The organism is Pseudomonas sp. DR48 (assembly GCF_019823085.1).
Classification (GTDB): Bacteria; Pseudomonadota; Gammaproteobacteria; order Pseudomonadales; family Pseudomonadaceae; genus Aquipseudomonas.
Genome location: NZ_CP081946.1, coordinates 6,696,709 through 6,717,323, shown reverse-complemented (window position 1 = coordinate 6,717,323; position 20,615 = coordinate 6,696,709). Strand labels below are relative to the sequence as shown.

At 60.9% G+C, this 20,615-nt stretch carries 16 protein-coding genes; 6 read left to right on the top strand and 10 right to left on the bottom strand.

The features are described from left to right. Positions 1-44: 44 nt before the first annotated feature. The 9 genes from K5K95_RS30405 to K5K95_RS30365 form a co-directional block, all read right to left on the bottom strand. Positions 45-812 (bottom strand): metallophosphoesterase, encoded by a 768-nt coding sequence (locus tag K5K95_RS30405; protein WP_222587508.1) that lies wholly within the window; start codon positions 810-812, stop codon positions 45-47. Positions 813-914: 102 nt separating this feature from the next. Then, complete coding sequence (locus K5K95_RS30400; protein WP_409999745.1) at positions 915-1,697, bottom strand: hypothetical protein; 783 nt, start codon at positions 1,695-1,697, stop codon at positions 915-917. Positions 1,698-1,774: 77 nt separating this feature from the next. Continuing rightward, the gene (locus K5K95_RS30395; protein ID WP_222587506.1) at positions 1,775-2,764 is read right to left on the bottom strand and encodes an alginate O-acetyltransferase AlgX-related protein; all 990 of its coding nucleotides are present in this window, start codon (positions 2,762-2,764) and stop codon (positions 1,775-1,777) included. Next, a complete protein-coding gene (locus tag K5K95_RS30390) occupies positions 2,761-3,414 on the bottom strand; it encodes an alginate O-acetyltransferase AlgF (RefSeq protein ID WP_222587505.1) in 654 nt (217 codons plus the stop codon). The genes K5K95_RS30395 and K5K95_RS30390 overlap by 4 nt, the downstream gene beginning before the upstream one ends. 8 nt (positions 3,415-3,422) lie before the next feature. Further along, positions 3,423-5,972, bottom strand: coding sequence for an NfrA family protein (locus tag K5K95_RS30385; protein WP_222587504.1), 2,550 nt, complete (start codon positions 5,970-5,972; stop codon positions 3,423-3,425). Continuing rightward, entirely contained in the window at positions 5,969-8,083 is a 2,115-nt protein-coding gene (locus tag K5K95_RS30380; RefSeq protein ID WP_222587503.1) for a glycosyl transferase family protein, read from the bottom strand. Before K5K95_RS30380 ends, K5K95_RS30385 begins: the two co-directional genes overlap by 4 nt. A 12-nt stretch (positions 8,084-8,095) precedes the next feature. Next, entirely contained in the window at positions 8,096-10,309 is a 2,214-nt protein-coding gene (locus K5K95_RS30375) for a cellulose biosynthesis cyclic di-GMP-binding regulatory protein BcsB (protein ID WP_222587502.1), read from the bottom strand. Positions 10,310-10,350: 41 nt separating this feature from the next. Beyond that, complete coding sequence (gene wecB / locus K5K95_RS30370) at positions 10,351-11,520, bottom strand: non-hydrolyzing UDP-N-acetylglucosamine 2-epimerase (protein ID WP_222587501.1); 1,170 nt, start codon at positions 11,518-11,520, stop codon at positions 10,351-10,353. Between the two features lie 666 nt (positions 11,521-12,186). Continuing rightward, positions 12,187-13,098: a LysR family transcriptional regulator gene (locus K5K95_RS30365; protein WP_222587500.1), complete on the bottom strand. Its 912-nt coding sequence runs from the start codon at positions 13,096-13,098 to the stop codon at positions 12,187-12,189. Between the two features lie 136 nt (positions 13,099-13,234). On the opposite strand from K5K95_RS30365, the gene K5K95_RS30360 reads away from it, so the two are divergent. Both K5K95_RS30360 and K5K95_RS30355 read left to right on the top strand, forming a co-directional pair. Next, on the top strand, positions 13,235-14,290 hold the full coding sequence (locus K5K95_RS30360) for a tartrate dehydrogenase (RefSeq protein WP_222587499.1): 1,056 nt from the start codon (positions 13,235-13,237) through the stop codon (positions 14,288-14,290). A 93-nt stretch (positions 14,291-14,383) separates the two neighbouring features. Beyond that, entirely contained in the window at positions 14,384-15,736 is a 1,353-nt protein-coding gene (locus K5K95_RS30355) for a dicarboxylate/amino acid:cation symporter (protein WP_222587498.1), read from the top strand. 3 nt (positions 15,737-15,739) lie between these two features. Here K5K95_RS30355 and K5K95_RS30350 read toward each other — a convergent pair whose 3' ends face one another. Then, entirely contained in the window at positions 15,740-16,612 is an 873-nt protein-coding gene (locus tag K5K95_RS30350) for a LysR substrate-binding domain-containing protein (protein WP_222587497.1), read from the bottom strand. Positions 16,613-16,746: 134 nt separating this feature from the next. Between K5K95_RS30350 and K5K95_RS30345 the strand changes: the two genes are divergently transcribed. The 4 genes from K5K95_RS30345 to K5K95_RS30330 all read left to right on the top strand — a co-directional run bounded on the left by K5K95_RS30345 (position 16,747) and on the right by K5K95_RS30330 (position 20,614). Beyond that, positions 16,747-17,799: an agmatine/peptidylarginine deiminase gene (locus tag K5K95_RS30345; protein ID WP_222587496.1), complete on the top strand. Its 1,053-nt coding sequence runs from the start codon at positions 16,747-16,749 to the stop codon at positions 17,797-17,799. A gap of 4 nt (positions 17,800-17,803) precedes the next feature. Then, entirely contained in the window at positions 17,804-18,712 is a 909-nt protein-coding gene (gene aguB, locus K5K95_RS30340; protein ID WP_222587495.1) for an N-carbamoylputrescine amidase, read from the top strand. Between the two features lies 1 nt (position 18,713). Continuing rightward, a complete protein-coding gene (locus tag K5K95_RS30335; protein ID WP_222587494.1) occupies positions 18,714-19,811 on the top strand; it encodes an extracellular solute-binding protein in 1,098 nt (365 codons plus the stop codon). Positions 19,812-20,020: 209 nt separating this feature from the next. Continuing rightward, complete coding sequence (locus tag K5K95_RS30330) at positions 20,021-20,614, top strand: DUF4157 domain-containing protein (protein WP_222587493.1); 594 nt, start codon at positions 20,021-20,023, stop codon at positions 20,612-20,614. Position 20,615 lies beyond the last annotated feature (1 nt).

Below are 20,615 nucleotides of genomic sequence, written 5' to 3'. Positions count from 1 at the left end.
ATGCAGATGGGAAAAACCGACGTCGCGGCAAACGGGGCCGTGCCTCAGACATCCAGGTCAATCACGCAGGCGTCATCAAAGAGAGGGTTCTCATTGATGCCGTCCTTTGCATAGCCACGGGCATTGCACATGACGCGGGTGTTGCCGACCCGATAGTCAAAGCTCCCGTGGGTGTGACCATGTAGCCAGAGCGCCGGCTGCCACTCCTTGATGCGGGCTTCGAGGTCTGAAACGAAACTCGCGTTAATCGCTGAGCGCTCGAAAAGCGGGCTGATGCTCAACCGTGTCGGTGCGAAATGCGAAACCACCACCGTGGGAATCGTAGGGTCCTGGCTGAAGCATTCTTGCAGCCAGGAAACGGTCTGCAAGAAAATCAGTTGGGACACTGCCGGGGTGAACGGATCCTCGAAATCGGGTGAGATTTTTATATGGGTGAAGTCCCGGATCACGTTCGTCGCCATAGCAATGCCTTGTGCCCGCTCCTCTGGGTCATCGATCAGACGATAGTCAGACCACAAGGTGCAACCCAAAAACCGCACGCCTTTGTGGATGTACTGCGAGCGCTCCAGCACGTGGATCTGCGTGCCTTGGGTCAAGCTTTTGAAGTGCGCGTAGGTCGAGATCAGGTCACTGCCATAAAACTCGTGGTTGCCCGCCACATACACCACCGGCAAAGGGCAGGCTCTGGCCCACTCAATGGCCCGTGCCGGGCGCGAGATATCGCCGGCGAGCACGACAATGTCGGCATCCACATCGGGAAAGGGGATTGCGTTGACGGACAAGTGGATGTCGGACAGCAAGGCGATGCGCATCGATCAACTCCAGACTGACGTGAATGGCAGCCTGTGCAACTTACGCGTTCGTCGCTGCTTGCGACAAGTGCCGAGGAAGCAGACCCTTGTCGCCTTCGGACGTTATTGCGCCAACTGATCCACCAACTCAGGCGTCACGTAGTGCGGCCCGTCGAACAGGTACAGCGGATAACCGTTGTACGCTGCCATTTGCGGCTTGAGCTCGGCGGCGGTTGCGGAGCGAAATCCGCCACCGAAGCGGGGGCGGAAGGCTTCGACGATGATTCGCACGCGGTCTTTGCCCAGGCGTTGGCTCAGGGCGTCGGCGTAGGTTTTGGCCACCGGGGCGGTGCGGGCGTAAACGCCGACGCCGTCCTGGAAGAACACGCCGATGTCATTGGGCAGCCACTGCTTGAGCCAGTCGGCGGTGGCGGCGGGGCCGATGTTGGCGCCGTCGTAGACGCTGATCCACAACGGTCGCGGCAGCTTGGCCAGCAGGGCGGGGAGTTCTTTGGCGCGGGTCCAGCTGGGGTCGACTTCGGCGGGGAAATACCAGCCGGTGACGTGCAGCGGCGTCGGCAACTTGGCGATGCGCTCCGAGGTCGCGGCCAGTTGCTCGATGTTGTCCCGTGAGCGGTTTTCGCTGAAGTAACCGGCCAGTCCGACGATCACATCCTGCGCCCACGGTGCCTTGGCGATCCGCGCCCAGTCGGGCAGAACCGGTACGCTGGGCAGGCCGGTGCCGGCCACAAAGGCCTGGTCGTCGACAACCGTCCATTGCACCAGCAGTTCACGCGCGCCGAGTTTTTCCCAGTGGCCATTGATGCCGACAGTCTTGTTGTCTGGCTGCCAGACGATGCCGACAACCCCCGGTTCCAGGGTCTTGTTGTGGGTCACATAGAGCATGCTGGTACCTGCACCGAGAGTGGCGGCGAACAAAAGTCCGGCAAGGGTTGCCCGGCTGACGGTGTAGCCAAGAATCTTCACGGCAGAGCCTTGTCGATGCGTTGATGCCATTGGTTCAGCGAGGTGACGCCTTTGGCGTTCCAGTTGGCCGCTGCATCCGGGCCGAGGTGGAACTGACCCTCGTTGAATTGCCAGACGATCACTTGCGGTTTGTGTTGGGCGAAATCCGCCGACTCCAGGTACTGCAGCAGCGTAGCCCACGGGCCGACGTCGCCGGGATTCCAGGTCAGCGCAACGGGACGGTCCAGGGCATTGGAAAGCTTTTGCGTAAAGCCCAGGTAAGGCTGGACAAAGCTGTTGCCGATGACTTGAACCGGCGCCGGAGCATCATCGATCAGCAAATCGTTCTCGGCTTGATGGCGCACGGTGTAGATGTCGCGACCAATGGCCTTGCGCTTGACCGCCGGCAGGAAGTTACTCGCCAGGTCGCCGAAGGCGCGGCGTTCGAACCACTGGCCCAGTGCTGCGCCACCACCGGGTTGACCTTGCAGGCGGTAACGCTCGGTGATCAGTTGTGCGGTGGCATCGGCGGTGTTTTCCGCGCTCCAGGCTGTCCAGTGGTAGTCGGCGCGGTAAAACGCGGTCTGCTGGCCAACCTCGGTACGGAGCAGGATCGGCTTGATGTCCAGAGTGGTCAGGCCGGCGCGAGTCAGGTCACTCTGCAAATGCTCGTAACGCTGATTCACTGCTGCGCTCAGCGGCTGATCGGCGGGCAAGCGTTGGGCATAGAACGGCGCTTTCATGGGCACGACCAGTACGATCAGCCCGATGTGTTCGCGTTGCAGTTGCTGCTGGAGCGTTTTGACCAGCGCGATGTTGCGCGCCGTGCCGGCGTTGTCGACCTTGCTCAGGCTTTCCCAGGCCGGGAATAACCAGCCGCCGTCGCCAGTAATCACCGCCGACGCCGCTTGAACGCTGGCACCGGACAGGCTCAACAACAGGCCGGCGATCACGCCAGGAATCGACAGGCGAGGAGGGCGGCCAGCGGATTTCAATTGAAAGTTCATGGCGCGCTCTGGTCGACAAGGCCAATCAGGCGTGGCGCCTGCCGCGAGCCGACCAGGAACAGGCTGTAACGGTCACCGGCCTTGAAAGGGGCGAGCTTCAACGGCAGGCTCGCGGTTTCATTGCAGGAGGCGACCAGCGTCGCTTGTACCGGGTTGATCGTGCGCTGGGCCTGACCGTTGAACGGCAGCTGATTGAAGACAGGGGCGCCGTTGGCTAGTTTGACCTCGGCCTTGTCGCAACCGTTGGCCAGGTTGTAGACATTCAGTTCGGCGCGCAGGTCCTTGCCGCGCAACGGCGGGTCGATCACCAGGCGTGGCGCCCGTGTCGGGTCGCTGTCGAGGATCAACGTGACCCACGCGCTTTTCGGCGCGCTCAGGCCTTTGATCTCCTGACCATTGACGGTCACGTGCAGCGGCTGTCGCGAGTCCACCACCTGAAAAGGGCTGGCCACTGTGGCTTGTGCTGAAAGGGCGACGCTTGTGCCCTGGTCGACCCGCACTTGCTGGGCCGTGTCGGACGGATTGACCACGCGCAACCAGGCCGAACCTTCCGGCAGTTTTGGCGCATACAGCTGGGCGATTTCAGAGGCGGCGTGCGCCCCCATCGGGAGCAGGCCAAGACCCAGCCACAAACACATTCGAACGTTCATGCAAGTCCTCAATAGGAGTAGGTCAGGCGCGCGAACACGCCTTCAGCGTTGTCTTCGCCCAGCACCTTCACACGGTATTGCAGGGAAAAATCCACGTAGGAGCGAGGCGCGTTGTACGCGTCTTCGCGGAACCAGTAACGCACGTTGTTGCCCACGCCAATGCCGCCGGCCTTGCCGGACGATGTGTGGTCGCTGCCGTCGGCGCCGGTCTCGCTGTTCATCTTCGAGTCGTAGTCGAACGCGGCCACCACATGCGGGAACGTCACCCAGCGCGAACCCGCGCCGCCGATGGCGTAGCTGCGACCCACCTGCCATTCGCTGTTGAAGTAGTTGCGCGAGGCGTTGACGTAATGACCGCCTTCGGCGTACAGCTGCGAGGTCCACCAGCTGTCGGTATCGACCCGCAGGTCGGTGCCGATGCTGGAGCCATAACCCAGACGCAGCAACCAGTCACCGTCGACATTCGATGAGCCCAAAGGGAAGGTGCGCTCGACGGCGGCCATCACGTTCAGCGAGGTGAACGGTTTGACCCGCACGCCCAAGGCGCCTTGCAGCGCATCGACGCCGGTATCCGAATCGCTGTTCTTGCTCCACAGCGTGTCGGTGACGCGACCGTACAGTTCGACAAAACGTGCGTTGCGGTAACCCAGGGGGCGCCAGGAAAGTTCGGTGCTGTTTTGCACACTGTCATTGCTGGTACTGCCACTGCCACCGCTCGGGGCAGAACTCAGGCCGCTGCTGGTGCTGTTGCCGCGATAGCTGGTGGTGTTGGTCAAGCCCCAGGTGCGCGACACATCGGCCACCGCGCGACGGGTGTCGAACAACTGCTGCGGGGTCAGGTCCAGATCGCCGGCATTGGTCGAATCGATGACGCGCTTGAAGTAGGTGACGGCTTGTTCGTCGTCATTGACCCGCATCGCGTTGTAGGCCGCATCCTGAGTGGCTGTCGGCGAGAGTCGGGTCTGGGCATCGGCCTTGCGGAACGACTCATGGGCGCTGTCATCGTCGCCGGCCTGGACCGACAGGTAAGCGATTTGCAGCTCGCTCATCGATTCGAGTTCACCGGTGTCCCGCGCTTGTTGCAGCCGTTCGCGCGCAGTTCGGCGCTGGCCGATGGCGGCATACAGGCTGGCTTCTTCGTAAGCGGGCAGGCTGCCCAGTGCCAGGGCTTGAGTAAAGTCCTGGCGAGCCCCGGCATCGTCACCCGCTTGCTGACGCAGACGGCCGCGTTGGGCCAACAGTCGTGCGTCATCGCCAGTGATCTTGAGACCTTCGCTGGCTGCCGTGATGGCTTCGGGCACACGTTTCTGGTCGCTCAAGGCGCTGACCAGCAAACGGCGGTACGCCGGATTCTGCGGCGCACGGTCAATGGCCTGTTGCGCCAGGGCCGCCGCCGTTGCTGGGTCTTTGCGGGCCAGGGCTGCGTAAGCCTGGGTCGCCATGTCCGTGCCGCCGTCGCGCTGGTTGCCCGGCCAGATATCACAGACCAGGCCGAAGGCAGTTTCCTGGCAGTTCAAGGCCGGGGCAGGGAAGCGCGCGCTGACATTCGCACCGTTATTTTTCTGGCGCAACGCCATACGGGCGGCGGTGCGTCGACGTGCCACTTCGCCGCCTTCATCGTCGGCGAGCGGTTGCAGGTGATCGAGTGCTTGCTGAGGCTCGCCATGGGCCAGTGCGGCGTCGGCGGCGAAGAAACGAATGTCGCGGGTTTCGGTTTCCAGCAAGCCGTCGATGGCCAGGGCGTGATTAAGGTCCGCCTGAGCGGCCTGGGTCTTGCCCTGACGATCAAGGGCATAGCTGCGCAGAATCCACGGAGCGATTTCCCCATCGTCCTGGGCCAATGCGCCGGTCGCGGCCTGTTCGGCGCCGCGATAATCGTTGGCAGCGAGCAGGGCGCTGATCAGCAGTTGCTGGTTGGCGCCGATTTCCGGCGCCCAGGCGACGGCTTTTTGCGCCCGGTCCACGGCCACCGGTACTTGGCCTTGTTCCAGGGCTCGATAGCCTTCAACCGCCAGCGGTGCGGCCAGTTGACGACGAATTGCTTCGCGACGCATCAGCAACGTATCGTCATTGGGGAAGACGGCCAAGGCCTGGGTGGTGGCTTGATCGGCGTCCTGCAAATGTTGCTGGCGCTGCAAGGATTCGATCAACAGCAGTCGATAATCCATGCGTTTGGGCGCTTGGGCGATGGCTTTGCGTGCCGCAATAGCCGCCGTGCCGAAGTCATCGTGATCATAGGCCTTGAAGGCCTGTGCCGCGGCGCCGAAGCCCGGAGCCTGGCGTGACGGCGAGTAGCTTTTGGGATGGTCGCGCAGCTCCTTGTCCCGTTGCGCCAGCGCAATCAGCGTATTCAAACGGGTGATGTCGGCGCGCTGACGCAGTGCTTCGCGGGCCTTGGCGATGGCCAGGTCGTAGTCTTTGCGTTCGTAGGCGCTGTAGGCCTCGTTGGCGGTGACATAGGCCGGGCCGGTCAATGGCAGCGGCAGGTTTTCGGCAAGGGCCAGCGCAGGTATCAGGCTCAGCCCCGTCGCCATGAGGGTCAACAAGGGGCGATTCATGCCGGAAGCTCCGCAGGGTAGTGGCTGTGTTGACGTGCCACGGCCTTTTCGATGATTTCGCGGGGCAGCACGCCGCTGTCGACCAGATAGTCGCCGATGCGTCCGTGACGTTGCGGGCGGTACTGCAACATGGCGCGGTCGAACACCTCGCGATCCAGCAGACCCATTTCGATCAGCAGGTCGCCCAACAGCGGCGCACGGGCATCCGGTACGGCCTGGCCGTCGCGCACGTTCAGTTGGCGCAATTGCGCGACGATTTCACTTTCCCGGGCGATCAGTTGCACCGGCTCACTGCCCAGCTCATCGCTGATCTGTTGCAGACCTTCGGCCGGCAGTGGACTGGCCACGGCGATTTGCGCCAGGCCGTCTGCATTCAGGCCAAGCGGCACCACGCGCCAGCGCAGGGCGAATTCATCGTCGAGCGTCTGGTTGGCGTCCTCAGCCTTGTTCGCTAGATCGAACACCCGGGGCAGGTCGTTCTGGAAAGCGATGGCTTCAGCCAGGGTCTCGTCATCCAGCCAGCCGTTGCTGAGCAAAATACGGCCCAAGGGCATGTGCCGGGTTTTCTGTTCGATGAGGGCGCTTTGCAGATCGGTTTCGTTGATCGCCTGCCAGGACAGCAACACGCTGCCCAGCTTGCGCGGTGCGACAGCGACCAGGTCGGTGGACGGGAAGTCGTGCATGGTCTTGTCCCACACCAGTTTGCGGTTCATCACCTTGCCGACCAGGAACATGCGCCAGGCCCGTGAGGCGGCCATGAAGTTGACGAAGTTGCCGACGACCATGCGCGGAATGGACAGCAAACCATGCTGCCAGCCGTAGAGCACGGTGGTGAAGTAGCAGCGGTGGGCGATACGCCAGACCAGTGCGGCACCGTTGGCCAGCAACAGGTATTTGATGAAGCCGTTGGTTTCAAACGGGGTCGGGAAACTCACGTCCCACAGACCGCTGTGACGCAGAATGATCAACGCCAGCAGCTGCACCAGAATCACGTAAGCGATGATGCTGACGAACGCCGTCACCACGCCTTTGCGGTCACGAAACAGCAGATAACGGTTGGCCAGCGAGCCGTTCCAGCCCATTTGCTCCCAGCCTTGCAGGCCGATGCCGAGGGTCCAGCGAGCTTTCTGGCGGAACGCGGTGCGGAAGGTGTCTGGAAAGAATTCGCGCACACACAACGGCATTGTCAGGGTCGATTCGTACGGCTTGCGGAACCACGATTTGCGCAGCACGCGAAATTTAACCGGGAAGCGCACGAAGATCGCATTCATGCCGACCTTGGCCAGGCGTGCGCCAACGTCGTAGTCCTCGGTGAGGCTGTCGGTGTTGAACGGCTGGTTCTGGGTTTCCCCGGCCAGCACGCGCAACGCACGGTGTGAAAAGCACGTGCCGACGCCGGCAGACGGCACCGTGTCGGTCATGCTTTCACGCACCACCAGGTCCTTGCCGTGCCATTCGGCAAACTCATCCATGTAGGTGCCAGCGACCCATTCGTACCAGTTGCGCTCCAGTGAAACCACGGGCAACTGGATCATGTCCTTGCGCGGCAGCAAGTAGTTGAACAGGCGCAATTCCATCGGGTGCAGCACGTCTTCGCTGTCGTGCAGCACGACGCCGGCGAAGGTTATGCCGTGGGTTTTCTCGTGCAGGAAAATCGCCTGGATCACCCAGTTCAGGCAGTCGGCCTTGCAGGTCGGCCCGGCATGCGGGACTTCCACGCGATGCAACTGCTTGTAGCGCCGACGCATGCGTTCCACTTCATCAATGGTGCGCTGGTCGTTGATGTACGTGCCGACGAAGACCACATAGTTCTGGTAATCGAGGGTCGACACCATGTTCTCGATCATCGGCGCGATGACGTCGTATTCCAGCCACGCCGGGACCATGATTGCCAGGGGTTGTTCGTCCCTGGCCATCAGTTGCTCGGCGGTCAGCGGCCGGTACTTGCGGCCCACGGTGAACTTGCGAAACAGGCGGCGAGACCAGTACCACAGGTCAATGAACAGATCGTCAACCCCGGAGATCAGGATCAATATCGCGACCACGATGGTCGAGAACTCCAGGAAGCTGTAGTAGTGGGCCAGCCAGTAGGGCCAATAAAGCGACGTCATCGAAGGGTACCGTTATTGACGATTGCGACGGGCGTTACGGCCAGCCAACAACAGGATGAGGACCAACAGAATGCCGCCGGGAATCAGCCACAGCAGCGACGGCGTGCGCCAGGCATCCAGGCCTTTGGGTTCTTCGTTGTCGATCAGTTGGCTGCCACTCGGGTCCTGGGTGTCGAAGGTGGTCAGGGTGCCGTTGTCACCGAGGATGGCGACGTCGCCGCGGTTCAGCAGAACCTGCTTGGCGAAGCGTGGCGCGTCGGCGCCCAGGGTGCGATAGACCAGACCGTGCTGGCTGCCGGCATCGACCACTTGCAACGAGGCCAGGTGGTTGAGGGGATGCACGTCCAGCAGCAGTTGATCCTTGTGATTGACGCGCAGACGACCCTGGTCATCGACCAGCACCGACTCTTTGCTGTCCTTGATCGGCAGCTCGAACGCCAGGAAAGGCTTGTCCGGCGTGACCGAGTTTTTCGGGTCGGCGCTGACATTCAGATTTGCCCGCAGCGGCGAAACACCGGCGGCGTTGGCGACCGAAATCACCTGCGGCAAACTGCTTGCCGGGTGTTCGAGGTAGGCCTGTGGCACGAAGATTTGCGTGTCCATGGCAAAGCGCGCAGCCATGCCGGAGAAGTCATCACCCAGCGTGGTTTTTTCCAGCACGATATGGCTGGTCGGCAATACCGAGACCGGGAACGCCTGTGGCGTTTCCAGGCAGCGATCGCTGACAGGCTGACGCTGGAACGACACGCGCAACACGTTGGTCGAGCCCAAGGCGTAACGCGGGATGCGCGCTTCGATGCGTTGCTTTTCACCGTTGGCCACCAGCTGTTGCGCGCCAATCAGGTAATCGTTGAGAAACAGCGAGGCCACCGGATCGGTGTCCGAGGCGCCGGGAGCGGCGGACACGTCGATTACTGCTTTCACAGGCAGGCGACCGTCGTAGGCCACGCTGCCCAGCGGGAACGAGGTGCTCCAGTCGGACTTGGCCAGCACGTCGATGGCGCCGGGGTTACCGCCCAGGCGCGACAAGGCCACGCGGCCATCGGCGCTCAGTGGCAACTGGGCTTCGCTGACCGTCAATTGACGGCTGCGGGCCAGGGAGTTCCAGGCCGAGCTGAACAAGGCCAAGGCCTTGCCGGTCGCTTGCGGCGCGATCATCAGCACCGGGCGTGTGCCCAGCAGTGCCAAGCGCACATTGTCTGTGCCAGTGGCGGCCAGGCCTGCATTGATGTGCTGCGCACGCCATTGCGTGAAAGCGTTGACCGCGGAGGCGTCGAGGCCCTGGATCTGGCTCTGCAAGGCGTCGAGGGCGTCATTGACGGCCTTGAGCAGTTGCGGGTCGTTGATCGCCAGGTCAGCCTGGACGTTCGGGGTCTGGCCCAACATCAGCAGCGCGCCGATTTGCGCCGGGTTCGCCAGGACCTGCGAGCCTTTGCCGTTCAGGCTGGCGAAGGCCGGGATCGCCAGCAGCTCGGCCGGGATGCGCAGGCCGCTTAGGTCAACGCTGTCCTGGAGTGCCGGGAAGGGCAGGATGCGGGCGTGCTTGCCGATCCGCTCCAGCGCCACACCGAGGCGCCAGGCGGCGTCGTAGCTTTCGGCGGACACCGTGCCCGGCGCAACCATGATCCCCGGTTTGCCAGGCAATGCTGTCCAGGCTGCACCGACGTCCTGCAAAAGGCTGGCGTCGTAGCTGTAGGTGAGGCGGGTGTCCGGCTCGATGCGCAACACGTTGCCGATGGCACGTTCGTCTTCGCACAACACACGCGACACGATCGATGACCAGGCGACGCCCAGGCGTACCGAGCCGCTGTCTCGTGCTTTCTTGTCCACGCCGAGTATCGCGCTGGCATTGCCCTGAGGTTCGCTGAGCCCTTGCGCACTCACCGGATAGCCATCCAGCGACAGCATCAAGGTGTTGCGGCCGCCTTCGCCATTGAGGTAGCTGGCGTCAAAATTGAGCGACGCATCCGTCAGAGGAACGCCCGCCGGCACCGGCAGATACAGTTCACGTCGCGAATCGGTGGAACCGAGGATGATCGGTGCGTCGATCCCCAGATCGCTCAAGCGAATCTCACGCTCTTGTCGGGTATCGGCGGTGAGCCGGTTGATCGCCTGGGTGAGCGGGCTGTCCGCGGCCAAGGCAAAGGTCGGCATGAGCGCGAGCAGGCTCACGCCACAGGCAAAGGCGCTGAGCGCACCCGTATGGATGGCAACGGAAGACTTCATTCAGGTAGATCTCGAGCTGATAAGGGGAGAAGTGATTTGGGTTACTGAGCGGTAAAAGCCGGGTGGTGTTTCTCGGCCACCGGCACCCCTGACGGCGAGTGCAGGAATTGAGGCAAAGGGCTGGCGACGATGAACTCATCGACCGGACGACCCATCAGGGCGTCGACGATGCGCGAGCTGGCCAGGCCATCGCCGTAGGGGTTGGCCGCCAGGGAGCAGCGACGCCACAGCAGGTCGTCATCGAACAGCGCGTTGACGCCCTCGATGATCGAGTCCGGCGAGGTGCCGACCAGCCGCACGGTGCCGGCAGCGACAGCTTCCGGTCGCTCGGTCACATCGCGCATGACCAGCACGGGTTTGCCCAGCGACGGCGCTTCTTCCTGCACACCACCGGAGTCGGTCAGGATCACATGTGCCCGTTGCATCAGGCGCACGAAGGCCAGGTAGTCCAGCGGCTGGATCAGGTGCACGTTGGGCAGGCCGCCCAGGTGTTCGGTGACCGGGCCCATGACATTGGGGTTCAAGTGCACCGGATAGACGATCTGGATGTCGGCACGCCGAGCCAGATGGCTCAAGGCCTTGCAGATATCGAGGAAGCCTTCGCCGAAGTTCTCACGACGATGCCCGGTTACCAGCAGGACCTTGCGGCCGCCCTGCAGGAAGGAGAATTGCTGGTCCAGGCTGGCACGCAGGTCAGCGTCCCGTTCGATGCGCTGCGCGGTCATCTGCAACGCGTCGATCACCGTATTGCCGGTCACGAACGTGCGCCCCTGAAGGCGTTCGTCGAGCAGGTTCTGCCGCGATTCGTGAGTCGGTGCAAACAGCATGTCCGCGCCGAGGTCGATGCAGCGGCGGTTCATTTCTTCGGGCCACGGGCTGTAGATATCACCGGTTCGCAAACCGGCTTCGACATGGCCGACCGGAATGCGGCGATGGAACGCAGCCATCGCGGCGACCATGGCCGAGGTGGTATCGCCATGCACCAGCACCCGATCCGGGCACGTCGCGTCCAGCACCGGGTCAATCGCCGCGTAGAGCGCCGCTGTCAGAGAGTTGAGCGTCTGCTTCGGCGTCATCACATCGAGGGTGTAATCGGCTTTCAGGTCGAACAGATCCAGCACCTGTTTGAGCATGCTTTGGTGTTGGCCGGTGATGCAGATCTGCGAATCAATGCCAGGTTCTGCAGCGAGGGCTTTGACCAAAGGCGCCATCTTGATGGCTTCTGGACGGGTACCGAAAATCGATAGGATTTTAATCCTGGATTGATGACGAGCGATGATGCCCTTCCTCGCGCAGATTTATGCGCAGCGAAATAGCTGGTCCGAGTTTATTAGAACTTGAACAAGCTGGCGTTGTTTGGGGGTTAGTTGAAACCGGAAAAGTCAGCCTGAGAGCTGATGTTCACTTCATGTGAGAAGGGTGTGACGCCTTAAGAACCCGGTGGCGGGCGGATTATTAGCATCTATGATCAATATTTAAAAGTGTTAAATGCACTATTTAATTTAATAAATAAGTTTGAAACTTTTTATATTTGCGCCCGGTCTGTGTTGGTTTTGCTAATTTTCGACAGGGTTGCCTGGAGAGGAGGCTGTTCTGTTAGTGCGTTGTTTTTAAAGGGTTTTATTTATTTTATGTCCGTTCGTCAGTTCTGGTGAATTAAACATTAGTGTCTGCGGTCGCGTTTTTTGGTTTGAGGGTCTTAAGTTTCTGGTGTGGTGATTGATATGGCCACTTTAATGACGCCTGAATGTTGTCAGGCGCTATTGATAAGGTGGCGTCAACTAATGCGCCTTCGTAATAGTGTACGTTCACTTGTCAAAATAGACGTTGCTCAAGAACTTGCCAGTGACGATCGGTCGGTCCGTTTAATCCGAGGCTCATTCCTGTTCTTCCAAATGATCAATGTGTTTGAAGCGCTCCACTAGAAAATCGATAAGGCTGCGCACTCGCGCCGACAAGTGCAATTGTTGCGGGTAGACGGCATAGACGTCGGCGCGAGTGGGGGTCTGATCCTCCAGCACCAGGCGCAGGCGACCGCTGCGTACATAGCGAGCGATGTCCCATTCGGCCCTAAGCAAAATACCGTGGCCTTCCAGCGCCCAGTTCAGGGCCACTTCACCGTCATTGCAGCCCAACGCTCCACGCACCTTGATGTTTTGCGTGCGCCCGCCGTTGGTAAAACTCCACACGCCGTAGGGTGTTTCGTTTTGCCGCAGGAAGATGCAGTTGTGTTGCTGCAGATCCGCGAGGCGCTTGGGCACACCGTGCTTTTCCAGGTACAGCGGCGACGCGCAGAGCAGGCGGCGATTGGAGGCGATCTTGCGCGCATGGAAAGCGGCATCGGGCAGGGTGCCAAAACGAATGCCCAGATCAAACCCGTGCGTTGCCAGGTCGAGCGGGTGATCGCTGATTTCCAGCTGGATTTCCACCTCAGGGTATTGCGCGAAGAAGGCGCCGAGGGCCGGGCCAATATAACGGCGCCCGAATCCCAGCGAGGCGTTGACGCGGATCAGTCCCTTGGGCGTCGCCCGGCTGCTGCTGATTAACTGCTCGACTTCATCGATCTGGGTCAGGATGCGCGCGGCATGGGAAAAATACAGCTCGCCTTCCGAGGTCAGGCTCATCGAGCGCGTGGTGCGGTTGACCAGGCGAATGCCCAGCCGGGCTTCCAGTGCGCTCAGGCGTTTGCTCACCGCCGGCGGAGTGACGCCAAGTTCCCGTGCTGTCGCCGCGAGGCTGCCTTTATTGGCCAGCAGGTAGAAAAATGACAAATCCAGGGTCTGGCTCATTCGTAACCTGTGTTCATGTATGTAGTGATTTTGAGTAACTCACACTCATTTGTTCACTACATATACTCCGCTCACACCCTGATTGAACACCCCGTTCGACAGGCACAACAAGAACGTGACGAGAGTGGAGTCAACCATGAGCGCATACAAAATTGCTGCGGTACCCGGCGATGGCATCGGTGTTGAAGTGATCGCCGCAGGCGTCGAGGTGCTGCAAGCGTTGTCGAAGCAATCGGGCTTCGAACTGGACTTCAAGCACTTCGACTGGAACTCGGACAACTACCTGAAAAACGGTTACTACATCCCCGAGGGTGGGTTGGAAGAACTGAAAACCTTCGACGCGATTTTCTTTGGCGCAGTCGGTGCGCTCAACGTGCCGGATCACATTTCCCTGTGGGGACTGCGTCTGCCGATCTGCCAGGGCTTCGATCAATACGCCAACGTGCGGCCGGCGCGCGTATTGCCTGGGGTCAAGAGTCCGTTGCTCAACGGCGATCAGATCGACTGGGTGGTGGTGCGGGAAAACTCCGAGGGCGAATACTCCGGCAACGGTGGTCGCGTTCACCGAGGGTTGCCTGAAGAGGTCGCCACTGAAGTGTCGGTCTTCACCCGTGCCGGGGTCGAACGCATTCACCGCTTTGCCTTCGAACTGGCCCGAAGCCGTCCGCGCAAGCACCTGACCATGGTCACCAAGTCCAACGCCCAGCGACATGGCATGGTGTTGTGGGACGAGATTTTCTACGAAGTCGCCAAGGATTTCCCTGACGTCAGGATCGACAAGGAACTGGTCGACGCCGTGACCACGCGCATGGTGCTCAAACCGTCGACCCTGGACGTGATCGTCGCCACCAACCTGCACGCCGACATCTTGTCCGACCTGGCCGCGGCGTTGTCCGGCAGCCTGGGCATCGCGCCGACGGCCAACCTCAACCCGTCGCGCAAATTCCCCTCGATGTTCGAACCGATCCACGGCTCGGCCTTCGACATCACCGGCAAAGGCGTGGCCAACCCGATCGCGACCTTCTGGACTGCGGCAATGATGCTCGAACACCTGGGTGAAGCGGCTGCCGCAAACCACCTGATGTCGGCCATCGAGGCCGTCACCGAGAGCGGTCTGCACACGCCGGACCTGGGCGGCACGGCCACTACCCGGCAGGTCACCGATGCCGTGATCGAGCTGATCAAGCGCTGATTCAAGTCGTACTGCGGCACAACGCCAAGGGGCCGGTCACTGCATCCGCGCCCTTGGCATTTCCTGACAACAATAAAAAATCAGGGCCCTGTCATGAAAAGAATATTCGGCAAACTCTATGTTCAAGTCCTCATCGCCGTCATCCTCGGCGCCATCGTCGGGGTGTTCATTCCTGAAACCGCAACTGCGCTCAAACCCTTGGGCGATGCCTTTATCAAACTGATCAAAATGCTCCTCGCACCGGTGATTTTCCTCACCGTGGTCACGGGCATCGCCCGCATGGAGAGCATGAAAGAGCTGGGCCGTGTGGGCTTTCGGGCGCTGCTGTATTTTGAAGTGGTGTCCACGCTGGCCTTGATCGTCGGCCTGGTGGTGGTTGATGTGTTCAAGCCCGGCGCCGGCATGAACATCGATGTCGCCACGCTGGACACTTCAAGCCTGGCCACCTACACCACGGCGGTGAAACATACCTCGTTCATGGACTTCGTCATGAACATCATCCCCGACACCATCGTCGATGCCTTCGCCAAGGGCAACGTGCTGCAAATCCTGCTGTTTTCGATCCTGCTCGGCATTGCGCTGGCGCACGTGGGACCGCGAGCAAAAGTGTTCGTCGACACTCTGGATAGCCTGATGCAGGGGATGTTCCGCATCGTCAACATGGTGATGCGCCTGGCGCCGATCGGTGCCTTCGGTGCCATCGCATTCACCATCGGCAAATACGGTTTTGGCTCGTTGTTCTCACTCGGAAAACTCATGGCCTGCGTCTATCTGACCTGCGCCGTGTTCGTGATTTTCGTGCTGGGGCCGATCTGTCGCTACAGCGGTTTCAGCCTGTGGAAGTTCCTGAAGTTCATCAAGGAAGAACTGTTCACCGTGCTGGGCACCAGCTCTTCGGAATCGGTGCTGCCGCAGATGATTTCCAAGATGGAAAAGGCCGGTGTCTCCAAGCCCGTGGCGGGGATGATCATTCCCTCGGGCTTGACCTTCAACCCGGACGGTCAGGCGATCTACTACACCATCGCCGCGATCTTCATCGCCCAGGCCACCAACACGCCGCTGACCCTGACGGATCAGTTGATCGTCCTGGCGGTGTTGATGTTTACCTCCAAAGGTTCTGCCGGTGTGACCGGTTCGGGGTTCATCATTCTGGCGGCGACATTGTCATCCCTGGGCACCATTCCGGTGGCGGGCATGGTGTTGCTGTTGGGCGTGGACCGATTCATGTCGGAAGCGCGGGCGATCACCAACACCATCGGCAACGGCGTCGGCACCATGGCCATTGCCAAATGGGTCGGCGCACTGGACACCGTGAAGATGAACAAGGCGCTGAACGGGGAGGTGGTCGACGAAGAGAAGCCTGAGACGGTTCAGGCAGACCTCAGCGCAGTGACGTCATCGACGGCGACCCTGTTGCCCAATTTCAAGAGTGTTTCTCAGGGGTAAACACTATGTCGTCTGGCTGGCGGCATCGAGGTTACTCAGCAGCCAACCGACGAAGCTTCGCGCCAGCGGATTGTTTTCGCTGTCGCGATGGGTCAACAAGGCCCAGTTCGGTCCGCGAATGGTGTCTTCCACCAAGGGTTGCAACAAGCCGTTGGCGCGCGCTGGCTGGCTCAGCAATTGACTGACCAGCGCGATGCCGAGCCCTGCGCATGCTGCGTCCAGCAACAGGCCAGGATCGGAGAAATTCAATCCCTGATCCTTCTGACCGACATCAATTCCGGCCTCCACCGCCCAATGACTCCAGTCCATTTCCCGTTCGCCGTGAAGCGTGGTGCGTTGCTCGGCGGGCAGCACCAACAGGTCCGGGTGGCAGGCTGGGTAAAGGCGGTCGGCGTGCAGCACTTTGAAGCTGCATTCGGCCTGGGAACTGATGTCGTCGCGCACCGCGAGATCGATGGTCTGCGTGGTCATGTCCGGCACTTCATCGGTGCTGAAAATCCACAGGTCGACTTCCGGGTGCTGCCGGCGAAAATCCCCCAGCCGTGGCAGCAGCCAATGACGGGCAAACGTCGGCGTGGTGTTGAGCACCAGTTGATTGGGTTTCTGGTATTGCCCGAGGCGGCGAATGCCGACCGCCAATTGCTGCAACAACGCTTGGGTGGTGCTGAGCAAATCGTGGCCGGCATCGGTCAGGCTGACGCTGCGTCCACTGCGGAAAAACAGCGGCTGTTCCAGGTACGCCTCAAGCGTTCGAATCTGCTGACTGATCGCCGATTGAGTCAGGTGCAATTCGTCGGCGGCCTTGTGAAAACTGCCCAGGCGGGCGGCGGCTTCAAAGCCGCGAAGGGTGCTGAGCGGGGGCCAGTGCTTGAGCATATTGATAAGTTCCTCTAATCACTTTTCTGCAAAATCCATCGTTTGTTGGCCCGTTTTTACAGCCGTAGCATGCATGCCAAGACCGCCAAGGCAGTTTTGTTGAACACAATGGCTTAACTAAGGGGCTTTTTATCATGCAGCAGAACCAACTTCAAAACGGCGGCTGGTGGATGCCGGCCGAGTGGGTTAAACACACCGCGACCTGGATGGTCTGGCCGCACAACCGGGCACTCTGGGAGTCGGGTTGGCGCGTTACCTTGCCGTTGGTACAAGAAGATTTCGCTCGGGTCGCCAACGCCATTGCCCGTTTCGAACCGGTGAAAATGGTGGTCGATCCGTCTGCTGTCGCCAGCGCAAAAGCGCTGTGCGGACCCAACATTGAATTGATCGAAATGGCGGTGAATGACAGTTGGTGCCGTGACTCAGGCCCAAGCTTCGTCTGCCACCCGCAACACGGGATGGCCGGTGTGAGTTGGCGCTTCAACGCGTGGGGCGGCAAGTCGGCGCACGACCTGGATCAGAGCCTGGCGCGCCGCGCGCTCAATCACTTGGGGATGCAGTGCTTCGGCACACCTTTGAGCAATGAAGGCGGGGCGATTCATGTCGACGGTGAGGGCACGCTGATTACCACCGAGTCGGTGCTGCTCAATCCCAATCGAAATCCGGGCATGACCAAGGCTGAAATCGAAGAGATCTTCACCCGCCTGCTGGGCGTGAAGAAAACCATCTGGCTACCGGGTGATCCGGATTACGTGACCGGCGACATGACCGATGGCCACGTCGATGGCGTCTGTGCATTCGCTCGTCCTGGTGTGCTGCTGGTGGACGCCACCCACGACACGCAATCGGTGTATGCCGAGGTCGCCCGGGAAAACCGTCGTGCGTTGGAACTGGCCACCGATGCCAATGGCCGGCGGTTCGAGTTGATCGAGTTGTTTGAAGCCACCGATGCCGTGGACACCGACGCCGAAGTGTTCTGCGCCTCGTACACCAATTTCTATATCGCCAACAACGCGATCATCATGCCGGCCTATGGCATCGATGCCGACCACGCGGCGGCCGAGGTGTTGACTCATGCCTTCCCGGGGCGCGAGGTGGTGCCGGTGCGGATCAACCATCTGGCGCATGGCGGCGGCGGGGTGCATTGCATCACCCAGCAGCAGCCGGCCTGGCCGGTGGAGGGTTGATGCCATGACGTTGCTGACGATTGCCACCACGCAGATGCCTTGCACCTGGGATTTACCGCACAACCTTGATCAAGCCGAGCAGTTGGTCCGGGACGCGGCCGGGAAGGGCGCCCAGGTCATCCTGTTGCAAGAGCTGTTCGCCACACCGTATTTCTGCATCGAGCAGAGCCATAAGCATTTGATGTTGGCTGAAGAGTATCGGTACAGCCCCGTACTCAAGCGCTTTGCCGCACTGGCCAAAGAGTTAGGGGTGGTGTTGCCGCTGAGCTGGTTCGAGAAGGCCGGCAATGCCTACTTCAATTCCCTGAGCGTGGCGGATGCCGACGGGCGTTTGCTGGGGGTGTATCGCAAGACCCATATCCCCAACGCCATCGGCTATCAGGAGAAGGAATACTTCAGCCCCGGCGATACCGGCTTCCGCGTTTGGGACACCGCGTTCGGGCGTCTTGGCGTGGGCATCTGCTGGGATCAGTGGTTCCCCGAAACCGCCCGTTGCCTGGCGCTGATGGGCGCCGAAATCTTGCTGTTTCCCACCGCCATCGGTTCCGAACCGGGCTGCGCCACACTGGATTCGCGCGATCACTGGCAGATGACCATGCGCGGTCATGCCGCCGCGAACATCCTGCCCGTGGTCGCGGCGAATCGCGTCGGTCGTGAGGTGGCAACCACCGATCCAGACTTGCAGATGAGCTTCTACGGCTCGTCATTCATCTGCAATCACAAGGGCAAGCTGCTCGCCGAAGCCGACCGAGACAGCAGCGGGGTGCTGGTCCACAGCGTGGACCTGGCCGCAATTCGCGAAGAGCGCCTGAGCTGGGGCATCTACCGCGACCGCCGGCCGGACATGTACGGCGCGCTGTTGAGCCAGGACGGTCGCCATTCCCACGCACGCTGGAACACTCAAGGAGTTTGACATGCGCATTCCCCACACGCTGTTGCTCGCCGCTTTGGGTCTGGCGCTCGCCTCGCCATCGCTGCGCGCCGAAGAGAAAACCCTGCGGCTGTACAACTGGGCCGATTATTTTGCCGAAGACACACTCGCCCAATTCACTGCAGAAACCGGGATCAAGGTGATCTATGACGTCATGGATGGCAGCGAAACGCTGGAAGCCAAGATGCTCGCCGGCGGCAGCGGTTATGACCTGATCTTCCCCGGCGACACGGTTGCCGAGCGCCTGATGCGCGCCGGTAGCCTGTTGCCGCTGGACCGCTCCAGACTCACCGCCCTGAATGACGTCGAGCCCGGTCTGCAGAAGTTGCGCGCGCAGTATGAGCATTCGAGCCAAGCAACTGTGCCCTACACCTGGGGCACCATCGGCCTGACCTACAATGCCGAACAAATCAAACAACGCTCGCCGGATGCGCCGGTCAACAGCCTCGACATGCTGTTCAAACCGGAACTGGCCGCAAAATTTGCCGACTGCGGTATTTCGATGATCGACTCGCCAGACGAAGTGCTGGCGGTGGTGCTCAATTACCTCGGTCGCGAACCGCGCAGCGCCAAGCCGCAGGACCTGGCGGCAGCGAGTGAATTGCTGATGAAATTGCGGCCGTACATTCGCAAGTTCCAGTCGCAACCGGTGACCGATCTGGTGAACGGCAACCTGTGCCTGTCGCTCGGCTACAGCGGCGACATGACCCAGGCGCAACGCACATCGGACAGCGCCGGCAAGACCACCCGATTCGAATACCGCATCCCCCGTGAAGGCACCACGGTGTGGATGGACACCATGGCCATTCCGGTCGACGCCAAACACCCGGAATATGCTTACGCGTTCATCAACTTCGTCATGCGTCCACAGAACATGGCCGCCATCAGCAATTTCACCGGCTACCCGACCTCCAACGCCAACGCGCGGCCGAGCGTCGATGCGACGATGCGCAACAACCCGGACATCTACCTCGATGAGGCCACCTATGCACGGCTGATTCCGGGCAAGGACATTCCCCAGGCCGACATGCGGGCGCGCATGCGTACCTGGACGAAGTTCAAGACGGCTACTGCGAAATGAGTGACTTCGCCATCGATGGGAGGGTTGGGGCAACAGGCAGCATGACAAGGAAGATCCGTCGAAGTTCACGTTCGGCGTCTGATGGCGGCTAGTCCTGAGGCGCGGCTATGATCCATAGCAATCATGGAGAAGAAACCGACAGGGATACGTGAAAGCTATACACGAACTTGATCAGTTGTGACTCGCTGCTCGCGTCCCTGGAGGGGCTCATGTCGCCCATCACCCCGCGTCTGGCGCTGTTTGTTCTTGGCCTGACACTTGTCGTGCCAGCCCACGCCAACGACTGTCCCGCTGGCGAGAAACCAGTGTGCCTGGACAGTTGTGTCTGCCTGCCAGACCTGAGCCCGCTGCTCGGCACACTGCCCGATGACATTTACCAGGTCGCGGCGCCTGCACTGGCGCTGTGGCTGACCCAAGCTCGCGCCGAAGCCGCCAGCGCCGACATCCAACCCATCCCGCCGCACATCCGCGAGCAACTGCTGCGCTGGTACGACCCCGGCATCCTTGATGCCGCGCACTACAAAGTCAGCGATGCCAGCCAATTCACCGCTGCCACCGCGATGCTGCAAAACCCCGATGTCGGCGCCGTGACGCTGATCGACATCATCCTCTTCCGGGACGCTCAAACCGCAGAACAGAACCTCGCCGTCTGGGCTCACGAACTCAAGCACGTGCAACAGTTTCAGGAATGGGGAGTCAACGGATTTGCCCAGCGCTATACCCAGGATTTCAATGCGGTGGAGGCGCCGGCTTATGCGATACAGGCTGAAGTCAGGCGCTGGGTGCGGGAAGGGGCTCACTGAC

Coding starts and splice junctions, on each gene's coding strand:
- K5K95_RS30380 (WP_222587503.1), bottom strand. CDS start 8,083: ATGACGTCGCTTTATTGGCCCTACTGGCTGGCCCACTACTACAGCTTC.
- aguB (WP_222587495.1), top strand. CDS start 17,804: ATGACGTTGCTGACGATTGCCACCACGCAGATGCCTTGCACCTGGGAT.
- K5K95_RS30390 (WP_222587505.1), bottom strand. CDS start 3,414: ATGAACGTTCGAATGTGTTTGTGGCTGGGTCTTGGCCTGCTCCCGATG.
- K5K95_RS30405 (WP_222587508.1), bottom strand. CDS start 812: ATGCGCATCGCCTTGCTGTCCGACATCCACTTGTCCGTCAACGCAATC.
- K5K95_RS30395 (WP_222587506.1), bottom strand. CDS start 2,764: ATGAACTTTCAATTGAAATCCGCTGGCCGCCCTCCTCGCCTGTCGATT.
- K5K95_RS30355 (WP_222587498.1), top strand. CDS start 14,384: ATGAAAAGAATATTCGGCAAACTCTATGTTCAAGTCCTCATCGCCGTC.
- K5K95_RS30365 (WP_222587500.1), bottom strand. CDS start 13,098: ATGAGCCAGACCCTGGATTTGTCATTTTTCTACCTGCTGGCCAATAAA.
- K5K95_RS30360 (WP_222587499.1), top strand. CDS start 13,235: ATGAGCGCATACAAAATTGCTGCGGTACCCGGCGATGGCATCGGTGTT.
- K5K95_RS30330 (WP_222587493.1), top strand. CDS start 20,021: ATGTCGCCCATCACCCCGCGTCTGGCGCTGTTTGTTCTTGGCCTGACA.
- K5K95_RS30385 (WP_222587504.1), bottom strand. CDS start 5,972: ATGAATCGCCCCTTGTTGACCCTCATGGCGACGGGGCTGAGCCTGATA.
- K5K95_RS30335 (WP_222587494.1), top strand. CDS start 18,714: ATGCGCATTCCCCACACGCTGTTGCTCGCCGCTTTGGGTCTGGCGCTC.
- K5K95_RS30375 (WP_222587502.1), bottom strand. CDS start 10,309: ATGAAGTCTTCCGTTGCCATCCATACGGGTGCGCTCAGCGCCTTTGCC.
- wecB (WP_222587501.1), bottom strand. CDS start 11,520: ATGGCGCCTTTGGTCAAAGCCCTCGCTGCAGAACCTGGCATTGATTCG.
- K5K95_RS30350 (WP_222587497.1), bottom strand. CDS start 16,612: ATGCTCAAGCACTGGCCCCCGCTCAGCACCCTTCGCGGCTTTGAAGCC.
- K5K95_RS30345 (WP_222587496.1), top strand. CDS start 16,747: ATGCAGCAGAACCAACTTCAAAACGGCGGCTGGTGGATGCCGGCCGAG.
- K5K95_RS30400 (WP_409999745.1), bottom strand. CDS start 1,697: ATGCTCTATGTGACCCACAACAAGACCCTGGAACCGGGGGTTGTCGGC.